Raw genomic sequence first — 21,708 nt, forward strand, 5'->3', positions numbered from 1 at the left:
ATCTCAGCCCCGGTTTCTCTCGTCTCATGCCCGCTATTACCACAGATCTGCCCGCCCTCGCCCAATCCATCAAGGACTGGGGCCGCGAGCTGGGCTTTCAGCAAGTCGGCATCAGCGGCCTCGACCTGGCCGAGCATGAGCAGCACCTGGAGCGCTGGCTCGAAGCCGGCTACCACGGCGAAATGGATTACATGGGCGCCCACGGCAGCAAACGCTCGCACCCCGAAGAGCTGGTGCCGGGCACTTTGCGCGTGGTGTCCCTGCGCATGGACTACCTGTCCGGCGACACGCAGATGGCAAAAATGCTCGCCCAACCGGAAAAAGCCTACGTCTCGCGTTATGCCCTGGGCCGCGATTACCACAAGCTGATCCGCAAACGCGTGCAACAACTGGCGGAAAAAATTCAGGCGCAGATCGGCCCGTTTGGCTACCGCGCCTTCGTCGACAGTGCCCCGGTGCTGGAAAAAGCCATCGCCGAACAGGCGGGGCTTGGATGGATCGGCAAAAATACCCTGGTCTTGAACCGCAAGGCCGGCAGTTACTTTTTTCTCGCCGAACTGTTCGTCGACCTGCCGCTGCCGGTCGACCCGCCCCATGCCACCGAACACTGCGGGCGCTGCAGTGCCTGCCTCGACATCTGCCCGACCAACGCCTTCGTCGGCCCCTATGTGCTGGATGCCCGACGCTGCATTTCCTACCTGACCATCGAACTCAAAGGCGCGATCCCTGAAGACCTGCGGCCACTGATCGGCAACCGGGTGTTCGGTTGCGATGACTGCCAGATTGTCTGCCCGTGGAACCGCTTCGCCCGCCCTTCCGGTGAAAGCGACTTCAAGCCGCGGCACAATCTGGACAATGCCGGGCTGGCGGAACTGTTCATGTGGGATGAAGAGAAATTCCTGAGCAGCACCGAAGGCTCGCCGCTGCGCCGGACGGGCTATGAAAACTGGTTGCGCAACCTGGCGGTGGGCTTGGGCAATGCGCCTTCAACGATCCCGGTGCTGGAGGCGCTGAAGGCGCGACGGGAACATCCTTCGGAACTGGTACGTGAACATGTCGCGTGGGCGTTGCGGCAACACGCCGAACGTCAGGCTTCGTCGTTATAGACGAACTTGGGCATTTCCCAATGAAAACGGATCGCCAGCAAGCGCAGCAGAAAACCGCCGAACAAAGTGATCAGAATCGATTGTTCGTCGGGTAATTGCAGATAGATGCAGAGCATGTAGCACCACGCCGCGGCGAACGAAACGCTGGCATAAAGCTCACGCCGGAAGATCAGCGGAATATCGTTGCAGAAAATGTCCCGCAGGATGCCGCCGAAGACGCCGGTGATCACACCGCTAACGGAGGCGACCAACATGCCATGGCCCATTTCCAGGGCGGTGATGCAGCCGATCAGGGTGAACGCCACCAGGCCCATGGCGTCGAGCACCAGGAACAGTGAGCGCAAATGCCGCATCCAGCGGGCCGTAAACACTGTGATCATCGCGGCTGCCGTGGTCAGCACCAGATACTCCGGGTGTTTGACCCACGTCAGAGGGTAATGCCCGAGCAGCACATCGCGCACCGACCCGCCACCCAGCGCCGTGACGCAAGCGATCAGCACCACACCAAACCAGTCCATGCCTCGTCGGCCGGCAGAGAGGGCGCCAGTCATGGCTTCGGTGGTGATGGCGATCAGGTAGAGCATCAGCAGCATAGGGGCGATCCTTGCAGAAAGGCGCGCAGTCTACTCAGTTCACCCAGGCACCAAAAGAGGGCGCCTGAGATTCGCTCCAACCATCTAAGGTGACTGAACTGACGCCATCGCGAGCAAGCTCGCTCCCACAGGGGCGGCGTTGCACCTGTGGGAGCGAGCTTGCTCGCGATGGGGCCGGAACGGACGACCGTGAATCAGAACTTGATGAAATGCTTGCGGTAGTGCTGCAGCTCAGCGATCGATTCGCGGATGTCGTCCAGGGCCAGGTGCGTGCTGCCCTTCTTGAAGCTGTCACGCACATCCGGTGCCCAGCGCGCAGCCAGCTCTTTGAGGGTCGACACGTCGAGGTTGCGGTAGTGGAAGAAGCTTTCCAGGGATTTCATGTGGGTATAAAGGAAGCGACGATCCTGGCAGATGCTGTTGCCGCAGATCGGCGACTTGCCCCTCGGCACCCACTTCTCCAGGAAGGCGATGGTTTCGGCTTCGGCTTCGGCCATGCTGATGCGGCTGTCGCGAACCCGCTGGGTCAGCCCGGAACCGCCATGCTGACGGGTGTTCCACTCGTCCATGCCGGCAAGGATTTCGTCGCTGTGGTGAATGGCGATCACCGGGCCTTCGGCCAGGGTGTTCAGGTCACTGTCGGTGACGATGGTGGCCATTTCGATGATGACGTCGGTGTCCGGGTTCAGACCGGTCATTTCCAGGTCGATCCAGATCAGGTTCTGTGGGTTTTGCATGTGTCGGCTCCTAGGCAATGCTGCGCAGTTTAGCCTAGGCCGGTGGCCGGGCGTGCTAAACTCGCGGCCGTTTTACCTAATCGCTGCATTCTTGATACGGAACACCCATGGCCAAACGCCAACTCAATCGTCGTCAAAACTGGCGCATCGAAAAGATTCAGGGCGAACGCGCTGCCCGCGCCGCCAAACGCGAGTCCTCGGCCGTCGAGGCACTTGAGGGCGGCGATCTGGGCCCGGAACAGCACGGCCTGGTGATCGCGCACTTCGGTGTGCAGGTCGAGGTCGAGGCCCGCGACGGCGAACTGGCCGGCCAGGTATTCCGTTGCCACCTGCGCGCCAACCTGCCGGCGCTGGTGACCGGCGATCAGGTGGTCTGGCGTGCCGGCAACCAGGGTATCGGCGTGATCGTGGCGCAACTGCCGCGCAACACCGAGCTGTGTCGCCCGGACAGCCGTGGTCAGCTCAAGCCGGTTGCGGCCAACGTCGACATGATCGTCATCGTGTTTGCACCGCTGCCCGAGCCCCATGCCAACCTGATCGACCGCTACCTGGTGGCGGCCGAGCATGCAGGCATCAAGCCACTGTTGCTGCTGAACAAATTCGACCTGATCGACGAAAACAACGCTCCTGCACTGAATGCCTTGCTCGCCGTATACCGCACCCTGGGCTATCCGGTGCTGGAAGTGTCGGCGCACCACGGCAACGGCATGGAGCAATTGCAGACACAGCTGGACGGACGCATCAGCGTATTCGTCGGCCAGTCCGGCGTCGGCAAGTCGTCGCTGGTCAACAGCCTGCTGCCGGATGTCGAAACCCGCGTCGGCCCGTTGTCCGAACTGTCCGGCCAGGGCACCCACACCACCACTACCGCGCGGTTGTTCCACTTCCCCGGTGGCGGTGAGTTGATCGACTCCCCGGGTATCCGCGAATTCGGCCTGGGCCACGTCAGCCGTGCCGACGTCGAAGCCGGCTTCATCGAGTTCAACGACCTGCTTGGCACCTGCCGTTTCCGTGATTGCAAGCATGACCGCGAACCCGGTTGCGCCCTGCTCAAGGCCCTTGAAGACGGCCGCGTGCAGCAACAGCGGATGAACAGCTACCGCTCGATCATCGCCAGTCTGCCGGAAAACGGCTACTAAACAGACGTGTCGACCACCCTGCCTTCAGCGGGGTGGCCGGCGGCTGGATCTTCCCCCCGCTTAAACATCAGACCTTTCTGTAAGACCTGTGCACGCTCGCTTGTAGGGCATTTCTCTTTCCGCACCACCCCCTTGTAGCCGCCCTGTATTCGCCTAAGTTCTAGCCCTCTTCGCACTCCAGCGACTCCGAGGGACACCTATGCAAACCTACCACCTGTTCATCAGCCACTCGTGGAACTACTCCGACGCCCACGACAATCTCGTGCGCCTGCTCAACGCCAAGCCTGGTTTCACGTACAAGAATTTTTCGGTTCCACCGGACAACCCGATTGTCGGCGCGAAAACCGACAAACAACTTGAGGAGGCCATCGAAAACAAGATTCGCCCGTGTTCGGCGGTATTGATCATGGCCGGGATGTACTCCACCTACAGCAAGTGGATCAACAAGGAAATCGAAATCGCCAAGCGCATGGGCAAGGTGATCATTGCGATCAAGCCGTTCGGTGCCGAGCGCATTTCCACGGTGGTACGTGACGCGGCACATGCCGAATGTGCGTGGAACACCAACAGCATCATCAGCGCGATTCGCCAGCATACGGCGGTGTAACCATGCGCAAGGGACTGTTTATCGGCATCAACGACTACACCCATGTGTCGCGCCTGAGCGGTTGCAGCAATGACGCCATGGCCATGGCATCCGTGCTGAAAACCGACGCCAATGGCGATCCGAACTTCAAGAACATCGTGCTGACTTCCGCCGAGGACTTCCTGAGCAGGGAAAAACTCGAAGACCAGATCCGCGAGCTGTTTTCCGGTGACTGCAACGTCGCGCTGCTGTATTTCGCCGGCCACGGCAGCTTCGACACCGACACCGACGAAGGCATGTTGATCCCGCAGGATTACAAGAGCGCCAAGGACGGGATTCGCCTCAGCGACATCCTCAACTGGGCGAGCAAGGCCACCAAGATCAAAAACAAAGTGATCATTCTCGATTGTTGCCAGAGCGGCTCGGCCGGCGAACTGCGCGCCTTGCGCAGCGAAGGCAGCGTGGTCGGCGAAGGCATGACCATTCTGACCGCCTGTAAAAAGGAAGAGCCGGCAATGGAGGGCATGCAGCACGGCGTGTTCACCGGATTGCTGCTCCAGGCCCTGCACGGCGGAGCCGCGAACATCCTGGGCAAGATCACCCCCGGCAGCCTCTATTCGTTTGTCGACAATGCCCTTGATGCCTGGGAACAGCGTCCGGTGTTCAAGACCAATGTCTCGCAGTTCATTTCCCTGCGCGAAGTGTCACCACTGATCCCCAAGGAAATCCTGCGCAAACTCCCCGAATGGTTTGCCGAAGCCGAGTCGGTGTACCCCCTCGCCCCCAGCTTTGAGCCCACCGAGCCCGAGTTCAACCCGGAACAGGGCGAGGTCTTCGCCCAGTTGCAAAAGTGCAACCGCCACAGCCTGGTCGAACCGGTGGACGCCGAACACATGTACTACGCCGCCATCCACTCCACCGGCTGCCGCCTCACCGCCCTCGGCGCCTATTACCGCGAACTCGCGATCAAGGGACATTTCTGATGCCAGTGTTTATCAGCTACCGCCACATGGACCGCGCCCACGCGATCAACATCAACACGCGCCTGATGCAGGCCAACATCAAGACCTACCTCGACGTACTGGATGCCGAATCCCAGACCACCGACGACATCACCGGAGTGATCACCCGCAATATCAGCGAATGCACACACCTGCTGGCGGTAGTGTCGGAGAAAACCGCACTGTCCTGGTGGGTGCCGTTCGAAATAGGCGAAGCGACCATCACCAACCGGCGCATCTGCTCGTTCAAGACCGGCCCGACAGAGCTGCCGCTGTACCTCGACAAATGGCCGAAGCTGACCAGCGACCGGGACATCGAGTTCTTCATCGATGCCTATCGCAACGAGTCGATGCTCAAGCGCTCGATGTCACTGGATTCGGTGACCGGTAGCGAGTCGGTGCGCAGAGTTAACAAATCCAATGCGGATCGCTTTCACGCAGACCTCAAGTCCCGAATCATCCGCGGCTTTTAACGTAGGAAACACCCACAAAAAAGCCGACATCGCTGTCGGCTTTTTTGTGGGTCACTGCTTGGGCGGTTCAGCCGGTTTGGCTGGCTCACCCGGCTTCGGTGCCGGATCATCGAACAGGTTCAGACGCTCGCGCAGTTCGTGCGCCGGCAGCGGTTCCTTGTCCGCCGGCAACGCGTTCGGGTCGACCGGTGCAGCCGGTGCGGCTCCCGGCGCAGGCGAACCTTGCGGTGCATCGGGAGCAGGTTCAGCACCTTGCGAACCTTCGATGGCACGCTGGGCTTTCTTGGTCAGCACCACGATGTCGATACGGCGGTTCACCGGGTTGAACGGATGCTCGCGATCGAACAGGGCCGACGAGGCATAACCGACCACGCGCGCCACCTGCGCATCCGGATAGCTGCCCGCCACCAGCGCACGCCGTGCGGCGTTGGCACGGTTGGCCGACAGTTCCCAGTTACCGAAATCACCGGTGCCGGTGTATGGCTTGGCATCGGTGTGGCCGCTGATACTGATCTTGTTCGGCACTGCCTTGATGGTGTCGGCCATGGCCAGCAGGATGTCTTCGAAATACGGCTTCAAGCGCGCTGAACCTGAATCGAACATCGGGCGGTTTTCCGCGTCCATGATCTGGATTCGCAGGCCGTCCGGCGTGATTTCGAACAGGATCTGATCCTTGAACTTCTGCATCTGCGGGTTTTCTTCGACCTTGTTCTGCAGTTCTTGCAGCAACAGCTCGAGGCGCTCTTTTTCGACCTGCTCGGCCATGCCTTCGACCTGATCGGTATCGATGGTGACCTTGTCCGGCTGCGGCTGGGACTTCACCTCGGGGTTGAGAGTGTTTTCCGGCGCCAGGGTCGGCGTGCCACCCAGATCGATGATGTAGGGCGTGCCACTTTCGGAAAAGCCGATCGGGTCCTTGAAGTAACCGGCGATGGCAATTTTCTGCTCCGGCGTGGCGGTGGACAACAGCCACAACACCAGGAAGAACGCCATCATCGCCGTGGCGAAGTCGGCGAAGGCGATTTTCCACGCGCCCCCGTGATGTCCGCCGGCGATGCGCTTGACGCGCTTGATGATTATCGGCTGGTTATTTTCCATGGTTTAACGACCGCGAACCGCTTGTTCCAGCTCGGCGAAGCTTGGACGATGCGCCGGGTACAGGACCTTGCGCCCGAACTCCACGGCCAGCGATGGCGGCATGCCGGAAGCCGAAGCCACCAGCGAGGCCTTGATGGCTTCGTAGACGTTCAGCTCTTCCTTGGCATCATGGGCCAGGGAATGGGCCAGCGGGCCGAAGAAGCCGTAGGCGGCGAGAATACCGAAGAAGGTACCCACCAGTGCCGCACCTACGTGCAGGCCGATGGACTTCTGGTCGCCTTCACCCAGCGAAGCCATGGTCACCACGATACCCAGTACCGCCGCGACGATACCGAAACCGGGCATGGCGTCGGCGATGCCGTTGACCGCGTGGGATGGGTGTTCGAGGTCTTCCTTGAGGCTGAACAGCTCCATGTCGAACAGGCCTTCCAGCTCGTGGGGAGCCATGTTGCCAGAAGACATGATGCGCAGGTAATCGCAGATGAACGCGGTCATGCGCTCGTCCTTGAGTACCGTCGGGTACTTCGCGAAGATCGGACTCGCAGCGGCATCTTCGATGTCGCCTTCGATGGCCATCATGCCTTCGCGGCGGCTCTTGTTGAGGATCTCGTAGATCAGGCCCAGCACTTCAAGGTAGAAGGCGTGGTTGAAACGTGAACTGAACATGCTCAGGGACTTCTTGAGCACGTGCATCGTCATGTAGCCGGGGTTGGCCTGCAAGAATGCGCCGAGGGCAGCACCGCCAATGATCATGACCTCGAAAGGTTGTATCAGGGCGGCAATCTTGCCGTGGGAAAGCACGTATCCGCCGAGCACGCTCGCGAATACGACGATGATGCCGATAATTTTAGCCATAGGTTAGGAGAGCACTTACTGAGTCGGGTTCAAGGTCATATTCGGAAGTTAAAAAATCTCTTCTTCTACTTATCGGCAAAACTGCGCCAGACTATAGCCCGTTCAGGCGAAAAGCTAATTTGACCCCATCCGGGCACAGGTAATGTTGACGATGATCGCCTCCCACCATGGTTAACGAAACGAACGTTCCAACGCCAAAACCAACGACCCTCGAAGGCTGGGTCAAGCTGCTCGATGGCGTACGTCTTCCCGTCCCGCAAGCCAGCCATGACCGTGTCTGCAAGGCCATCCGAGATAATCGCAGCTCGCTGCGCGACATCGCCGACCTCATGCAAGGCAGCCCGGCCCTGGCCTTGAGCGTGATTCGCGAAGCCAACCGGCATACCCATGGCAGCATGACCGAGCCTGCGGAAAACCTTGAAATTGCAATCAACCGCCTCGGTTTGAAGCGCACCGACGAGCTGCTCGCGCGGCTACCCGCCGAACCCGAGCTCGAGATTCCCAAAGCCCTGCGTCAGTTGCAGATGATCAGCCAGCACGCCACGCAACAGGCCAACGGTTTTTTTGCCAGCCGCCTGGCGCGCCTGTGGCAGGACATCCACTGGGGCAGCCTGCTGTTTCTTTCGCCCCTGTGGCCGCTGGCACTGACCCATCCGAAACTGCTCGAAGACTGGGAGCTGCGGGTCATCCATAAAGGCGAGTCGGCACGCAAAGTCGAGCAGCAACTGTTTGGCGTACGCCTGCTGGATATCGGCCAGGCGCTGGTGGAGGTCTGGCGCTTGCCGATCTGGGTGCAGCAAGGCTATCGATTGCTGCTCACCGAGCAGCGGGAACTGGTGAAAGTCCTGCGCATCGCCCGTGACAGCGACCATCCACTGCGCCAGCAGAATCGCCTTGATGACGATCCGACCCTGCGCCGCTGGCTCAATCAACCGGCCAATACAGTGCTGCTGGCCAATGGGCTGGCGCTGTCGGCGCAGCACGCCTGGGACAGCCCCCACAGCGAGCGCTGGCAGTACCTGACCAGCCTTTACCTGCAAATGCCGATGGACGAACTGCAGCAGCAATTGCACCAGCAAGCCGCCAACAGCGCACGCCAACACGCCATGCCCGACCTCTGGCACCCTGCCGAGTCGCTGATCTGGCCGTGGGGCATGAACCGTGTCCACGCAGGCTTGCTGCCGGCAGCGGCACCTACCGCCGAAGACCTGGCGAAGTGGCGCAAGCAATGCGCCGAGTTGCTGGTCGAGCCGAGCCGTTTCACCAACGCCATGCACCTGACCATCGCCGCCCGGGACGCCCTCGTGGCCTGCGGCATGCGCCGGGTGATGATCCTGATGGCCGACCGCACCCACGCCAACCTGCGCGTGCACCAGACGGCCGGCCTGTCGAAGGAAGTGGCCGGGTTGAATTTCGTGGTCAGCCAGAGCAACGTGTTGCAACGCCTGCTCGCGCAGCAGGCCCAGGTGCGCCTGACGCCTGCCAACAACGCGCAATTCTCGGCCATGTTGCCCAACAGCCTGCGCTCGCAGTTCAGCGGTGAACACTTGCTGCTGCGTTCGCTGATCAACAATGGCCGGGTGATCATGATCGTCGTGGCGGATCAAGGCGGCGGGCCGTTTTCGGAAATTTCCGTACAGGCCTTCGGCAAAACCGCACAGTGCATCGAGAAAGCCCTGCACAGCTTTAGCCACCGTGGCCAATAAGCTGCGTTACAATCCTCCCTTTTGTGCTCTGGAGACCTCACATGTCTGACTTCTCTGGCTTGCCGCTGGTGATCGAGCCGAGCGACTTGCTCCCTCGCCTCGACGCCCGCGAACTGATTCTGGTGGACTTGACCAGTGCCGCCCGCTACACCGAAGGGCACATTCCCGGCGCGCGCTTTGTCGATCCAAAGCGTACGCAGCTCGGCCAGGCCCCCGCCCCGGGGCTGATGCCCCCCCAGGCAGCACTCGAAACGCTGTTTGGTGAGCTGGGGCACAACCCCGATGCGGTCTACGTCGTGTATGACGACGAAGGCGGCGGTTGGGCCGGACGCTTCATCTGGCTGCTGGATGTCATCGGCCACAGCAAGTACCACTATATAGATGGCGGCCTGCCGGCCTGGCTGGCGGAAGGTTCGCCCATGTCGATCCAGGTCCCGCCACCGGTGGGCGGCCCGGTTCCACTGACCTTGCACGATGAACCCACCGCCACCCGCGAATACCTGCAAAGCCGTCTCGGCGCCGCCGACCTGGCAATCTGGGATGCGCGCGGGCCGCTGGAGTACTCCGGCGAGAAAGTCCTGGCAGCCAAGGGCGGACACATTCCCGGCGCGATCAATTTCGAATGGACCGCTGGCATGGATCGGGCACGCCAGCTGCGCATCCGCACCGACATGCCGCAGATCCTCGAACAACTCGGGATCAGCAAAGACAAAGAAGTGATTACCCACTGCCAGACACATCATCGTTCTGGTTTCACCTATCTGGTGGCCAAGGCTCTCGGTTATCCGCGGGTCAAAGGCTACGCCGGCTCCTGGGGCGAATGGGGCAATCATCCCGATACCCCGGTAGAAATTTAAGATTTTTAAGGACCGTTAATGAACAAGCGTCTGTTTCTCCTCGGCCAGTACCTGCTGCCCCACAACTTGCTCTCGCGTCTGGCCGGCTGCATCGCCGAATGCCGCGTGCGCTGGTTCAAGAATGCCTTTACCGCCTGGTTCGCCAAGCGTTATCAGGTGGACATGTCCCAGGCGCTGGTCGAAGACCTGACCGCCTACGAGCACTTCAACGCGTTCTTCACCCGCGCACTGAAAGACGGTGCCCGTCCGCTGGACGAAACCCCGGACGCGATCCTCAGCCCCGCCGACGGCGCGATCAGCCAGCTCGGCCCGATCGAGCACGGCCGCGTGTTCCAGGCCAAGGGCCACAGCTTCAGCGTGCTGGAACTGTTGGGGGGCGATGCGGCAAACGCTGCGCCGTTCATGGGTGGCGACTTCGCGACCATCTACCTGTCGCCGAAGGACTACCACCGCGTGCACATGCCACTGGCCGGCACCCTGCGCGAGATGGTCTACATCCCGGGCCGTCTGTTCTCGGTCAACCAGACCACTGCTGAAAACGTTCCGGAATTGTTTGCCCGCAACGAGCGCGTGGCGTGCATTTTCGACACCGAGCGCGGCCCGATGGCCGTGGTGCTGGTGGGCGCGATGATCGTGGCCTCGATCGAAACCGTCTGGGCGGGCCTGGTGACGCCGCCGAAACGCGAGCTGAAAACCTTCCGTTACGACGAAGCCGCACGCGCGCCGGTCCACCTGGAAAAAGGTGCGGAACTGGGTCGGTTCAAACTGGGTTCGACCGCCGTCGTGCTGTTCGGGCCGGATCAGGTGAAGTGGGCTGAAGAAATGACCGCTGGTACAGCGGTGCAGATGGGCCAGGGCATGGGCTCACCAAAAGCCTGATCAACGCACATACCTGTAGGAGCGAGCCTGCTCGCGATGAGCGTTAACGATGACGCGGGCAATCTGAATGCCCGCGTCGCCTCGCCGCTCATCGCGAGCGAGCTCGCTCCTACAGTTGTTTTGCGGTGTTACAGCTGGCCGTCGCGATCGCGGAAACCCAGCAGGTAGAGCACACCATCCAGCCCCAATGTGGAAATCGCCTGCTTGGCCGACTGCTTGACCAGCGGCTTGGCCCGGAACGCCACGCCCAACCCGGCAATCGCCAGCATCGGCAAGTCATTCGCACCATCGCCGACCGCAATGGTCTGCTCCAGGCGCAAGCCTTCCTTGTGTGCCAGTTCCTTCAGCAAATCCGCCTTGCGCTGTGCATCGACAATCGGCTCGACCGCCACGCCGGTGACTTTGCCGTCGACCACTTCAAGTTCGTTGGCGAACACGTAGTCGATACCCAGTTTGGCCTGCAACTGCTTGGCGAAGTAGGTGAAGCCGCCCGACAGGATCGCGGTCTTGTAGCCCAGGCGCTTGAGTTCGGCGAACAGGGTTTCTGCGCCTTCGGTCAGGCGCAGCGAGGCACCGATGGAGTCCAGCACATTGACGTCCAGACCTTTGAGCAAGGCCAGGCGCTCCTTGAAGCTGGCGCGGAAATCCAGCTCACCGGCCATTGCCCGCTCGGTGATTTCCGACACTTTGTCGCCGACGCCGGCCGCCTTGGCCAGCTCATCGATCACTTCGGCTTCGATCAGCGTTGAATCCATGTCGAACACCGCCAGGCGACGGTTGCGACGGAACAGCGAATCTTCCTGGAAGGCGATGTCGACGTTCAGTTCCTGGGCGACGCTGAGGAATTCGGCACGCAGCGCCTGCGGATCAGCCGCCTCGCCACGCACGGAAAACTCGATGCAGCCCTTGCCCTTGTCGGCTGGTGTGTCCAGCGGCATGCGCCCGGACAGGCGATCGATGTGATCGATGTTCAGGCCATATTTGGCGGTGATCGAGCTCACGGCCTGCAACTGCCCGGCTGTCACCTTGCGGGTCAACAGGGTCACAATGTGGCGCTTTTTGCCCTGATTGCCGACCCACTGCTGGTAATCCTGTTCGGACACCGGCGTGAAACGCACTTGTTGATCGAGTTCATAGCCCTTGAACAAGATGTCCTTGAGCACGGACTTGCCTTGCTCGGTGTCGGGAATTTCAACCAGGATGCCGAACGACAAGGTGTCGTGGATCACCGCCTGACCGATGTCGAGAATGTTCACACCACCCTGGGCCAGAACGCCGGTAATGGCTGCAGTCAGACCCGGACGGTCGACTCCCGTGATGTTTATCAGGACGATTTCGCGCAAGGCGCACCCCCGCAAGTGGAAAAAAACCGCATTCTACCCACTTTCAGTGACCATCGGGCACCGTGAGCGCTTTGACGGTCTAGGGCCTGTCGCTATACTGCGCGTCAACTTCACGGACAAAAGAGCCGAGCTCAAGTGAACCGGCCCACGCCAGTAAAAACCGACAACTTCTTCCTGCTGATCTTCCGGGCACTGCGCCACCGCCGTGTACCGATTGCATTGCGCATCGCCAGCCATAACGTGATCCTGGTCGCCCTGGCTCTGGTCATCTATGCCGGTGTGATGGGCCTGCAGTTCAAGCAGGCCATGCACGAGCAGGCGGATGCGCTGGGCGAAAGCCTGACCACGCAGACGGCCACCTCGGCCACCGAGCTGTTGGTGTCCAACGACATCCTCAGCCTCAACGTGCTGCTCAACAACCTGACCAAGAACAAGCTGGTGGCCCACGCCGCCATCTACAGCCCGGACAACCGCATCCTCGCCGAATCCGGCCAACGCCCCAAGCATGGCCTGCTGGGCGAAGCCGAGGGCATGTACCAAAGCAAGATCACCTTCCAGGACGTGACTGCCGGGCAATTGCGCATCAGCCTGGACATGGACCAGTTCCAGCAACCGATGACCATCAGCCTGCAAAGCATGGGCATTCTGAGTGCAATCCTGCTGGCCCTGTCCCTGGCCCTGAGCCTGCGCATGGGGCGTTATCTCTCCACGCCGCTGCTGCAATTGCGGGTGTGGCTGCGCAATATCGATGAATTCACCCCGGCCACTGACCGCCAGGACGAAATCGGCGACCTGGCGCGCCAGCTGCACGCCAACTTCGCCCCGGAACCGGCCCCTGTGCCAGAACCGGAACCGGAGTTCGACGACATGGATGACGAGGCCGACCCGGCCTTCGAAGTCCGTAACCTGCGCGATCCGAGTTTCGACGAGAGCCGCCCGGTAGCGGCGCTCAAACCAGCGCCACGACAGATCGTCAGCACCGTTGAAGACGACGATGACGAAGACCCGTTCGCCGATCTGCGCGACGAGTCGCTGGACAGCCCCCCTCAACCGGTGATTCGCAAAGCCACGCCGAGCGTACCGCAACACAGCGCGGTGCTGGCGGTGCAACTGGGCTCCCAGGAGCAACTGCGACGCCTGCCGCGGGCGCGTCTTGAAGAACTGCTCGAGCGCTATCGCGATTGCCTCGACCAGGCAGCTTCCCTGTATCAGGGCGAAGTAGAGACCTTGAACGATGGCAGCACGCTGATGCTGTTCCACACCGAAGACAGCGGCGACGATTACCTGACCAACGCCATTTGCTGTGGCGAGCTGCTGCGGGCCCTGGGCCACCAATTGCAGATCGAAGTCGCGGACAGTGGCATCACCCTGCAATTGCAGCTGGGGCTGACCCTGGGCGACGAACTGTTTGGCCTGAGCCAGATCGACTTGCTGCTGACCGACCCTGCCCAGGACGCGCTGGCCCTGTCGCAACACAGCCGCAACCTGCTGCTGGTGGAGCGCAAGATCAGTGACGACGCGTTGGTCCGCCAACGTGCACGGATCCGCCCGATCGCCAGCCCTGAAGGCGCGTGCTGCGTAGAGCGGTTGATGGAGCCGTATCCGTCGATGCTGGAACGGCAACTGGCGCGGATGCATGAGCGTCGAGCTTAAGCCTTAACCTCGATATGAAGAAGCCCGCAGATGAGTGATCGTCTGCGGGCTTTTTTGTTGCCTGTTCTGGCCTCATCGCGAGCAAGCTCGCTCCCACACTTGATCCGGGTTAGCCCAAGGGTGTGCTCACTGAAGATCCCCTGTGGGAGCGAGCTTGCTCGCGAAGAGGCCAGAACAGGCGCTAGATATCTCCAACCTGTAAAAACAACAAAGCCCGCATCAATGCGGGCTTTGTATGGATTCAGTCCAGACTTAGAAGCGGAACACTTCCATATCCGTACGAATAGGCGCGGCCATCGGGATCTTCGGCTGCTTTTCCTGTTCTACCGCAGGTGCTGCCGCCTTGGCTGCCGGCTTGCGTGGGGCTTCGGCGATCGGAGGCTGATTGGCCAAGGGCTTGAGCGCCACCGACAGTTGTTCGGCCAGGCGCTGCAACAACACACCCTGTGCCTGGACCTGAGCCGCCGTGGTACCGGCATGCTGTTCCTGCAAATGGATGATGCGGTTGTCGCGGACCTGCCCGCGACGGTCGATCAGGCGCCATTGCGCGTCGAGGATCGCCGGTTGTTTTTCACCCGAATCCAGGCGCGTGATGGTCAGCAGCACCTGAACGTCCGGGGTGAAGCCCACTGTCGCCGGGGCCAGCACTACGCGCTGACTGTCCAGGCGACCTGCGACCTGGCGCAGCAGCAGCTGATCGATATCCGACGAAAGGCTGCCAGCCCAACGACCATCGGTCGAGGCTTGCAGGCTGCCATCGGGCTGACGCTGCAACAGGGTTTCGCGTTGCAGGTAGTCGGCCACGGTGACCGGCCCCAACAATACCGCCATGCCCGCGTTCTGTGCGGGCTGAACCGGACTACCAGCGTCCAGTTGATACAACGACACCGGCTGGTGAACGCTGCAACCCGCCAGGCCAAGAACGCCGGCGAGCAAAAGAATAAAAGGAAGGCGCAGAGCAGTCATCGTCCCATCCAGGTGGTCGCTAAAAGGCTGACCACAGTGAAAATACTCAATAAATATGAAGAACGCGCGGCAATGCCGGCGCTTGAAAGGCCATATCATCCGTGAATATGCGTTCCGACTCCAGCGTAAAGCGCCGAACTACGGGTTAATTCGTAGTTCGGCGCTTCTAAGTCGCCTAATTGAGGTTTTCGACGAGCAGCGCATCGACCCTCTGGAAGCCACGCGGCAACTTGTTGCCACGACGACCACGTTCACCCTTGTAGTGTTCAAGATCGTCCGCTTTCAGTGACAAGGTACGTTTCCCGGCCTGCAACACCAGTGTTGCACCGTCCGGCAATACGGCGATGTCCGTCACATACTCTTCGCGACTGGCCACTCGCTCACCGGGAATCCCGATGATCTTGTTGCCTTTGCCTTTACCTAATTGTGGCAGGTCGCTGATTTTGAAGATCAGCAGGCGACCTTCGGTCGTCACCGACGCCAGCCAGTTCTGTTCACGATCGGCCACAGGGCGCGGCAGCATGACCTTGGCGTTGTTCGGCAGGCTCAACAGGGCCTTGCCCGCCTTGTTCTTGGCCTGCAGGTCTTCACCCTTGACCACGAAGCCGTAGCCGGCGTCGGAGGCGATCACGTACAGCGCATCGTCTTCCGGCATCAGCACGCACTCGAAACTCGCCCCTGGCGGCGGCGTCAGGCGACCCGTCAGCGGCTCGCCCTGGCCACGGGCCGACGGCAAGGTGTGGGCGGCCACCGAATAACTGCGGCCCGTGGAGTCGATAAACACGGCAAACTGGTTGGAGCGCCCGGCTGCCAGTGCCTTGAAGCCGTCCCCGGCCTTGTAGGAAAGCCCGGTGGCGTCGATTTCGTGGCCTTTGGCGGAGCGAATCCAGCCTTTTTCCGACAGCACGACCGTCACTTTCTCGTTCGGCAGCAGATCGTGCTCGGTCAGGGCCTTGGCTTCGGCGCGCTCGACAATAGGCGACCGGCGGTCATCACCGTAGGTTTCAGCGTCCTTGATCAGTTCGCTGCGCACCAGTTTTTTCAACTTGGCTTCGCTGCTCAGCAGGGCTTGCAGCTTGGCTTGTTCCTTGAGCAGTTCATCCTGCTCGGCACGCAGCTTCATCTCTTCCAGTCGCGCCAACTGACGCAGACGGGTGTCGAGGATGTAGTCGGCCTGGATTTCGCTCAGGGCGAAGCGCTCGATCAGCGCGGCTTTCGGCTGCTCCTCGGTGCGGATGATGTGGATCACTTCATCCAGGTTGAGGTAGGCAATCAGCAAACCGTCCAACAGATGCAGGCGACGCTCGACCTTGTCGAGGCGGAATTGCAGGCGACGACGCACGGTCTGCACCCGGAACTCCAGCCATTCGACCAGCAGCGCCCGCAGGTTTTTCAGCTGCGGCTTGCCGTCCAGGCCGATGATGTTGATGTTGACCCGGTAGCTCGACTCCAGCTCGGTGCTGGCGAACAGGTGCTGCATCAGCGCATCGTGGTCGAAGTTTTTCCGTGCGCCCGGAATGATCACGATCCGGCACGGGTTTTCGTGGTCGGATTCGTCACGCAGGTCGGCAATTTGCGGCGCCTTGGACGGCTTGGCCTGCATCATCGCGGCGATCTGCTCCAGCACCTTGGCGCCCGAGACCTGATGCGGCAGCGCGGTGACGATGATGTCGCCGTCTTCGATGTGATACACGGCGCGCATGCGCACAGAACCGCGACCGGTTTCGTAGATTTTCAGCAGGTCGGCGCGCGGGGTGATGATTTCCGCTTCGGTCGGGTAGTCCGGGCCCTGGATGTGTTCACAGAGCTGCTCGACCGTGGCCTTGGGCTCATCGAGCAAACGCACGCACGCCGTGGCGACTTCCCGCAGGTTGTGCGGCGGCACGTCGGTGGCCATGCCCACGGCGATACCGGTGGTGCCGTTGAGCAGGATGTTCGGCAGGCGGGCCGGCAACACCAGCGGCTCGTCCAGCGTACCGTCGAAGTTCGGGCCCCAATCCGCCGTGCCCTGGCCCAGTTCGCTGAGCAGCACTTCGGAATAACGCGACAGCCGCGCTTCGGTGTAACGCATGGCGGCGAAGGACTTGGGATCATCCGGCGCACCCCAGTTGCCCTGGCCGTCGACCAGCGTATAGCGATAGCTGAACGGCTGGGCCATCAGCACCATGGCTTCGTAGCAGGCCGAGTCGCCGTGGGGGTGGAATTTACCGAGCACGTCACCGACGGTACGTGCCGACTTCTTGTGCTTGGAATCAGCGTCCAGCCCCAGCTCGCTCATGGCGTAGACGATACGCCGCTGTACCGGTTTCAGGCCGTCGCCGATATGCGGCAGGGCACGGTCCATGATCACGTACATGGAGTAGTTGAGGTAGGCATTTTCGGTGAAGTCAGCCAGTGACCGGCGTTCTACACCGTCCAGGCTGAGATCAAGGGAGTCGCTCATGCGGGCCTCATCGGTTCGTTGTCTGGCGCAGCAGCATGGTGCCACCGCGCTGGGTAAATTCAAGTTTGTTCAGTGCGCTCATGCCGAGCAACACTTGATCGCCATGCAGCCCCGGGGCCACCAGTGCGCGTACATCCCGCAGCACGATGTCGCCCAGTTGCAGGCGCTCGATACGGGTGCGATAGCCCTGGCTCAGGCCATTGGCCGTGCTCAGGGTCACGCCGAATCCTTCTTCCAGCTTCAAACGCTTGGCCAGGTCCGCCGGAATCGACACATCGGTCGCCCCGGTATCGAGCATGAAGTCCACCGGATGGCCGTTGATCTGACCGCTGGCGACAAAATGCCCCTGCGCATTGCTCACCAGTTTCACCTCAATGAAACCCTCGCCCTGCTCCGAGCTGACCACCACGTTCGGATTTTGCTGACGCGCTTCCCACTGGCCGAAAAAACGCGTGGCCAGAAACAACGCGGCACACCAGGCCAGTACCATAAACACCCGGCCGATGCGCTGCCCCGGGCTTCGTTGTCTCATGACTTGGCACTCCAGCCACCTTCCGGTGCAGCAAAACGCCAGACCACCGGACGGACTTCGCCATCGGCGCGAGCACCGTTGTTGTTGTCGATACCGATCCAGGCACCGTCAGCGTCCACTACCAGCGCTTCCGCGAGGCCATAATCCTGTGGATAACGCCGATTTTCCTGCAATGCCTCTTCGGCAAACGACCAGCAACGCTCGACCTTGGCGGTCAGCGCATCTCGGCGGCAGACCTCGAACGCATTGCGCTCCAGGGTAAACAGCTTGCCGTTGAACAATGACAGATCGGCAAAATCCCGAGGCATCGCTCTGGCGTGGGGAAACTGTGCGGGTTGCATTTCTTTCCCGGCCTCACTCAGCAGCACGCATCCACCATCGCAGTCCCACACCGATTGCTTACGCTTGATCAGCAGCAACCCGCGGCTCTCGCGCTCGGCAGCCAACCACAACTGGTCACCTTCAGGATTGATTGCCAGGCCTTCGAACAGTGCATTGAAGCGCAACAACATGCCTCTGGCCCGGGCTTCACGCGCCATGAGCGGCGAAATCTTCAGCCAGGAAGTCGGCCCGGTTGGTGGTATTTGCAACACCGCTGCATGGGATTCGCTGACCACGTAACGACTGCCGGCGCGGTCACAGGTGATGCCTTCGAAATCCAGATTGCCGTCACGCACGAACGAGGCGGCCCAGGTCCGCGAACGCAATCCCCAGGGCAACCCGCTGTCAGGTACTTCAGGTACGCCGATGCCCACGGCCTCTGCGCGCCAGACGTTGGCCCGGGTATCGAGACGATAGATCTGATCATCGTCACGGTCGGAGACCGTCCACAGCTCCTTGCCGCACTGGGCCAGCCCGGACAGGTTGCCGCCGCGCATGCCATCGACGGCATGCTCGGACAACAGACGCAGTTGCGGTGTCGGTTCGCCAGACACCGTCATTGAGGTCAGCAGCAACGCACATGCCAGGGCAAAGCCCAAGCGCATCAGCCCAGCACCTCGGCCAGGTTGCCCTTGGACTCCAGCCAGGTCTTGCGGTCACCGGCACGCTTCTTCGCCAGCAGCATGTCCATCATCTCCGAGGTAGCCTCGAAATCTTCCAGGGTCAACTGCACCAGACGCCGGGTGTTCGGGTCCATGGTGGTCTCGCGTAACTGCGGCGGGTTCATTTCACCCAGACCCTTGAATCGGGTGACCTGCGGCTTGCCGCGCTTCTTCTCGGCCACCAGGCGATCGAGAATCCCGTCGCGCTCGGCTTCATCGAGGGCGTAGTAGATCTCTTTGCCCAGGTCGATGCGGTACAACGGCGGCATCGCGACGTAGACGTGACCGGCATCGACCAACGGGCGGAAATGCTGGACGAACAAGGCGCACAGCAAGGTCGCGATGTGCAGACCGTCGGAGTCGGCGTCGGCGAGGATGCAGATCTTGCCGTAGCGCAGCTGGCTCATGTCCGCCGCGCCCGGATCGACACCGATGGCCACGGCGATGTTGTGCACTTCCTGGCTGGCCAGCACTTCGCTGCCGTCGACTTCCCAGGTATTGAGGATCTTGCCGCGCAACGGCAGGATCGCCTGGAACTCCTTGTCCCGCGCCTGCTTGGCCGAACCGCCGGCGGAATCACCTTCGACCAGGAACAGCTCGGAACGCATCGGGTCCTGTCCGGCACAGTCGGCCAGTTTGCCCGGCAGCGCCGGGCCTTGGGTAATGCGTTTGCGCTCGACCTTCTTGCTGGCCTTGAGGCGACGGCCGGCGTTGTTGATCGCCAGTTCCGCCAGCAACATGCCGGTTTCCGGGTTGGCATTGAGCCACAGGCTGAACGCATCCTTGACCACACCGGAGACGAACGCCGCCGCTTCACGGGACGACAGGCGCTCCTTGGTCTGCCCGGAGAATTGCGGTTCCTGCATCTTCATCGACAGAACGAAGGCGATGCGCTCCCAGACGTCTTCCGGTGCCAGCTTCACGCCGCGCGGCAGCAGGCTGCGGAATTCGCAGAACTCGCGCATGGCGTCGAGCAGGCCCTGACGCAGACCGTTGACATGGGTACCGCCCTGGGCCGTCGGGATCAGGTTGACGTAGCTTTCCTGCACCGCATCGCCGCCTTCCGGCAGCCACAGCAGCGCCCAATCCACGGCTTCCTTGTTACCGGCAAAAGCGCCGCAGAACGGTTCGCTCGGCAGGCGCTCGAATTCGCTGACCGCATCCACCAGATAGGAACGCAGGCCGTCTTCATAATGCCATTCGACCTTCTCGCCGGTGGCCTTGTCTTCAAAACTGACCAGCAGGCCCGGGCACAGAACGGCCTTGGCCTTGAGCACGTGCTTGAGGCGGCTGATGGAGAATTTTGGTGAGTCGAAGTATTTCGGGTCCGGCGCAAAGAACACGCTGGTCCCGGTATTGCGCTTGCCGACAGTACCGACGACTTCAAGCTCGGTGGCCTTGTAGCCATCCTTGAAGGTCATCTGGTATTCGTTGCCGTCACGTTTTACACGCACCCGCACTTCGGTGGACAAGGCGTTGACCACGGAAATACCCACCCCGTGCAAGCCGCCGGAGAACTGGTAGTTCTTGTTGGAAAACTTGCCACCGGCATGCAGCTTGGTGAGGATCAACTCGACGCCCGAAACACCTTCCTCGGGGTGAATGTCCACCGGCATGCCTCGGCCGTCATCGCTGACCTCCAGGGAATGGTCGGCATGCAGGATCACCTGCACCGATGTGGCATGCCCGGCCAAGGCTTCGTCGACACTATTGTCGATGACTTCCTGGGCAAGGTGGTTCGGCCGACTGGTGTCGGTGTACATGCCGGGGCGCTTGCGCACCGGGTCGAGGCCCGAGAGGACTTCGATGGCGTCTGCGTTATAAGAGCTAGCGCTGGGAGTGGCCATGGGGTCTCGTCGTCAGTGTTCGGTGAAAAAAGAATTCATGGGGCTATCGCTCACAGTGCGGTGAAATCGATTGCCTGATACAAATCGGCGCCAATGCCGGCAAAACTCAACATGGCCGGCAATTGCCCGGCAAAACCCTGGAAACTGTGGTCGCCGCCGGCCTGGATACGCAAGGCGCATGCCCGGTAATACTGCTGGGCGAGGCGATAGTCCAGCGTTTCGTCAGCCGTCTGCAACCATACCTGATAACGCTGTGGATCCCGGGGCGCCGGCACTTCCAGTTCGGCCAGGGCCACCACGTGGTCGTGGGTCATTTCCCAGGTCTCTTCGGTATACAGGTTTTTCTGCGTCCCCAGATAGCCGTCGAACATCCGGTGCGGGCTGACGGCAGGGTTGATCAACAGGGCTTTCAAGCCATGGCGCTCGGCAAGGTGAGTGGCATAGTAGCCGCCGAGCGAGCTGCCGACCAGCAGTGGCCGACCCAGTTCGGCAATCGCCTGCTCCAGCTGCTCGATAGCCTGGCGCGGGTGATGGTGCAATGCCGGAACGCGCAAGTGTTCGCTCAGGCCCAGACGCTCCATCACCTCGACCAACTGACAGGCCTTCTTCGACAACGGCGAGCTGTTGAAGCCGTGGATATAAAGGATCGAACCGGACATTTGAGCTCCCTGTGCGTCGGCTAAAGAGGCGGAGTTTACTGTAGGAGCGCGCTTGCTCGCGATGGTCGTCAACGATAACGGTGCAAACCTGGCGCCCCGCGGCGCTCTCAGGCTAATCGCGAGCGAGCTCGCTCCTGCAAGGGATTTATGAACAACACAGATCCAATGTGGGAGCGAGCTTGCTCGCGATGG

20 protein-coding genes are annotated in these 21,708 nt (G+C 61.2%); 9 read left to right on the plus strand and 11 right to left on the minus strand.

Features of this window, described 5'->3' with window-relative positions; translation table 11 throughout:
- Positions 1–26: 26 nt before the first annotated feature.
- Positions 27–1,106, plus strand: coding sequence for a tRNA epoxyqueuosine(34) reductase QueG (gene queG, locus J4D25_RS12265; RefSeq protein ID WP_057712246.1), 1,080 nt, complete (start codon positions 27–29; stop codon positions 1,104–1,106).
- Here the strand turns inward: queG and J4D25_RS12270 are convergent.
- The gene (locus tag J4D25_RS12270; RefSeq protein ID WP_057712247.1) at positions 1,088–1,699 is read right to left on the minus strand and encodes a trimeric intracellular cation channel family protein; all 612 of its coding nucleotides are present in this window, start codon (positions 1,697–1,699) and stop codon (positions 1,088–1,090) included. The two genes, queG and J4D25_RS12270, sit on opposite strands and share 19 nt — an antisense overlap.
- A 194-nt stretch (positions 1,700–1,893) precedes the next feature.
- Positions 1,894–2,436, minus strand: coding sequence for an oligoribonuclease (gene orn / locus J4D25_RS12275; protein WP_057712248.1), 543 nt, complete (start codon positions 2,434–2,436; stop codon positions 1,894–1,896).
- A 107-nt stretch (positions 2,437–2,543) separates the two neighbouring features.
- Here orn and rsgA point away from each other — a divergent pair, with 107 nt between their 5' ends.
- From rsgA to J4D25_RS12295, 4 genes are all read left to right on the plus strand, one after another.
- Complete coding sequence (rsgA, locus tag J4D25_RS12280) at positions 2,544–3,575, plus strand: small ribosomal subunit biogenesis GTPase RsgA (RefSeq protein WP_007978809.1); 1,032 nt, start codon at positions 2,544–2,546, stop codon at positions 3,573–3,575.
- A gap of 199 nt (positions 3,576–3,774) precedes the next feature.
- Positions 3,775–4,182, plus strand: a complete 408-nt coding sequence (locus tag J4D25_RS12285; protein WP_057712249.1) for a TIR domain-containing protein — start codon at positions 3,775–3,777, stop codon at positions 4,180–4,182.
- A gap of 2 nt (positions 4,183–4,184) precedes the next feature.
- Positions 4,185–5,144 carry a caspase family protein gene (locus tag J4D25_RS12290; protein ID WP_057712250.1) on the plus strand — a complete coding sequence of 320 codons (960 nt, stop codon included), beginning with the start codon at positions 4,185–4,187 and terminating at the stop codon, positions 5,142–5,144.
- Positions 5,144–5,635: a toll/interleukin-1 receptor domain-containing protein gene (locus J4D25_RS12295; protein ID WP_057712251.1), complete on the plus strand. Its 492-nt coding sequence runs from the start codon at positions 5,144–5,146 to the stop codon at positions 5,633–5,635. Before J4D25_RS12290 ends, J4D25_RS12295 begins: the two co-directional genes overlap by 1 nt.
- Before the next feature lie 51 nt (positions 5,636–5,686).
- On the opposite strand, the gene motB is transcribed toward J4D25_RS12295, so the two are convergent.
- Complete coding sequence (gene motB / locus J4D25_RS12300; protein ID WP_057712252.1) at positions 5,687–6,733, minus strand: flagellar motor protein MotB; 1,047 nt, start codon at positions 6,731–6,733, stop codon at positions 5,687–5,689.
- A gap of 3 nt (positions 6,734–6,736) precedes the next feature.
- Positions 6,737–7,588 (minus strand): flagellar motor stator protein MotA, encoded by an 852-nt coding sequence (gene motA, locus J4D25_RS12305; RefSeq protein ID WP_015093220.1) that lies wholly within the window; start codon positions 7,586–7,588, stop codon positions 6,737–6,739.
- Between the two features lie 167 nt (positions 7,589–7,755).
- On the opposite strand from motA, the gene J4D25_RS12310 reads away from it, so the two are divergent.
- The 3 genes from J4D25_RS12310 to asd are packed head-to-tail and all read left to right on the plus strand — an operon-like array spanning position 7,756 to position 11,030.
- Positions 7,756–9,294: an HDOD domain-containing protein gene (locus J4D25_RS12310; protein WP_057712253.1), complete on the plus strand. Its 1,539-nt coding sequence runs from the start codon at positions 7,756–7,758 to the stop codon at positions 9,292–9,294.
- Positions 9,295–9,335: 41 nt separating this feature from the next.
- Positions 9,336–10,151, plus strand: a complete 816-nt coding sequence (rhdA, locus tag J4D25_RS12315) for a thiosulfate sulfurtransferase (protein ID WP_057712254.1) — start codon at positions 9,336–9,338, stop codon at positions 10,149–10,151.
- Positions 10,152–10,169: 18 nt separating this feature from the next.
- Positions 10,170–11,030, plus strand: a complete 861-nt coding sequence (gene asd / locus J4D25_RS12320) for an archaetidylserine decarboxylase (protein ID WP_057712255.1) — start codon at positions 10,170–10,172, stop codon at positions 11,028–11,030.
- A 128-nt stretch (positions 11,031–11,158) separates the two neighbouring features.
- Here the strand turns inward: asd and serB are convergent, their stop codons facing one another.
- Positions 11,159–12,373 (minus strand): phosphoserine phosphatase SerB, encoded by a 1,215-nt coding sequence (gene serB / locus J4D25_RS12325; protein WP_057395688.1) that lies wholly within the window; start codon positions 12,371–12,373, stop codon positions 11,159–11,161.
- A gap of 135 nt (positions 12,374–12,508) precedes the next feature.
- On the opposite strand from serB, the gene J4D25_RS12330 reads away from it, so the two are divergent.
- Positions 12,509–14,026 (plus strand): AhpA/YtjB family protein, encoded by a 1,518-nt coding sequence (locus J4D25_RS12330; RefSeq protein ID WP_057712256.1) that lies wholly within the window; start codon positions 12,509–12,511, stop codon positions 14,024–14,026.
- Positions 14,027–14,278: 252 nt separating this feature from the next.
- Here J4D25_RS12330 and J4D25_RS12335 read toward each other — a convergent pair whose 3' ends face one another.
- The 6 genes from J4D25_RS12335 to J4D25_RS12360 all read right to left on the minus strand — a co-directional run bounded on the left by J4D25_RS12335 (position 14,279) and on the right by J4D25_RS12360 (position 21,516).
- Positions 14,279–14,992, minus strand: coding sequence for a membrane integrity-associated transporter subunit PqiC (locus tag J4D25_RS12335; protein WP_057712257.1), 714 nt, complete (start codon positions 14,990–14,992; stop codon positions 14,279–14,281).
- A 175-nt stretch (positions 14,993–15,167) separates the two neighbouring features.
- The gene (gene parC / locus J4D25_RS12340; RefSeq protein WP_057712258.1) at positions 15,168–17,435 is read right to left on the minus strand and encodes a DNA topoisomerase IV subunit A; all 2,268 of its coding nucleotides are present in this window, start codon (positions 17,433–17,435) and stop codon (positions 15,168–15,170) included.
- A gap of 7 nt (positions 17,436–17,442) precedes the next feature.
- Positions 17,443–17,967: a TIGR02281 family clan AA aspartic protease gene (locus J4D25_RS12345; protein WP_057712259.1), complete on the minus strand. Its 525-nt coding sequence runs from the start codon at positions 17,965–17,967 to the stop codon at positions 17,443–17,445.
- On the minus strand, positions 17,964–18,953 hold the full coding sequence (locus tag J4D25_RS12350; protein WP_057712260.1) for an esterase-like activity of phytase family protein: 990 nt from the start codon (positions 18,951–18,953) through the stop codon (positions 17,964–17,966). Before J4D25_RS12350 ends, J4D25_RS12345 begins: the two co-directional genes overlap by 4 nt.
- Positions 18,953–20,857: a DNA topoisomerase IV subunit B gene (parE, locus tag J4D25_RS12355; protein ID WP_057712261.1), complete on the minus strand. Its 1,905-nt coding sequence runs from the start codon at positions 20,855–20,857 to the stop codon at positions 18,953–18,955. The genes J4D25_RS12350 and parE overlap by 1 nt, the downstream gene beginning before the upstream one ends.
- Before the next feature lie 50 nt (positions 20,858–20,907).
- Positions 20,908–21,516 carry a YqiA/YcfP family alpha/beta fold hydrolase gene (locus tag J4D25_RS12360; protein WP_057712262.1) on the minus strand — a complete coding sequence of 203 codons (609 nt, stop codon included), beginning with the start codon at positions 21,514–21,516 and terminating at the stop codon, positions 20,908–20,910.
- Positions 21,517–21,708 lie beyond the last annotated feature (192 nt).

This window comes from Pseudomonas sp. GW456-L13 (genome assembly GCF_017350115.1).
GTDB classification, from domain to species: Bacteria; Pseudomonadota; Gammaproteobacteria; order Pseudomonadales; family Pseudomonadaceae; genus Aquipseudomonas; species Aquipseudomonas jessenii.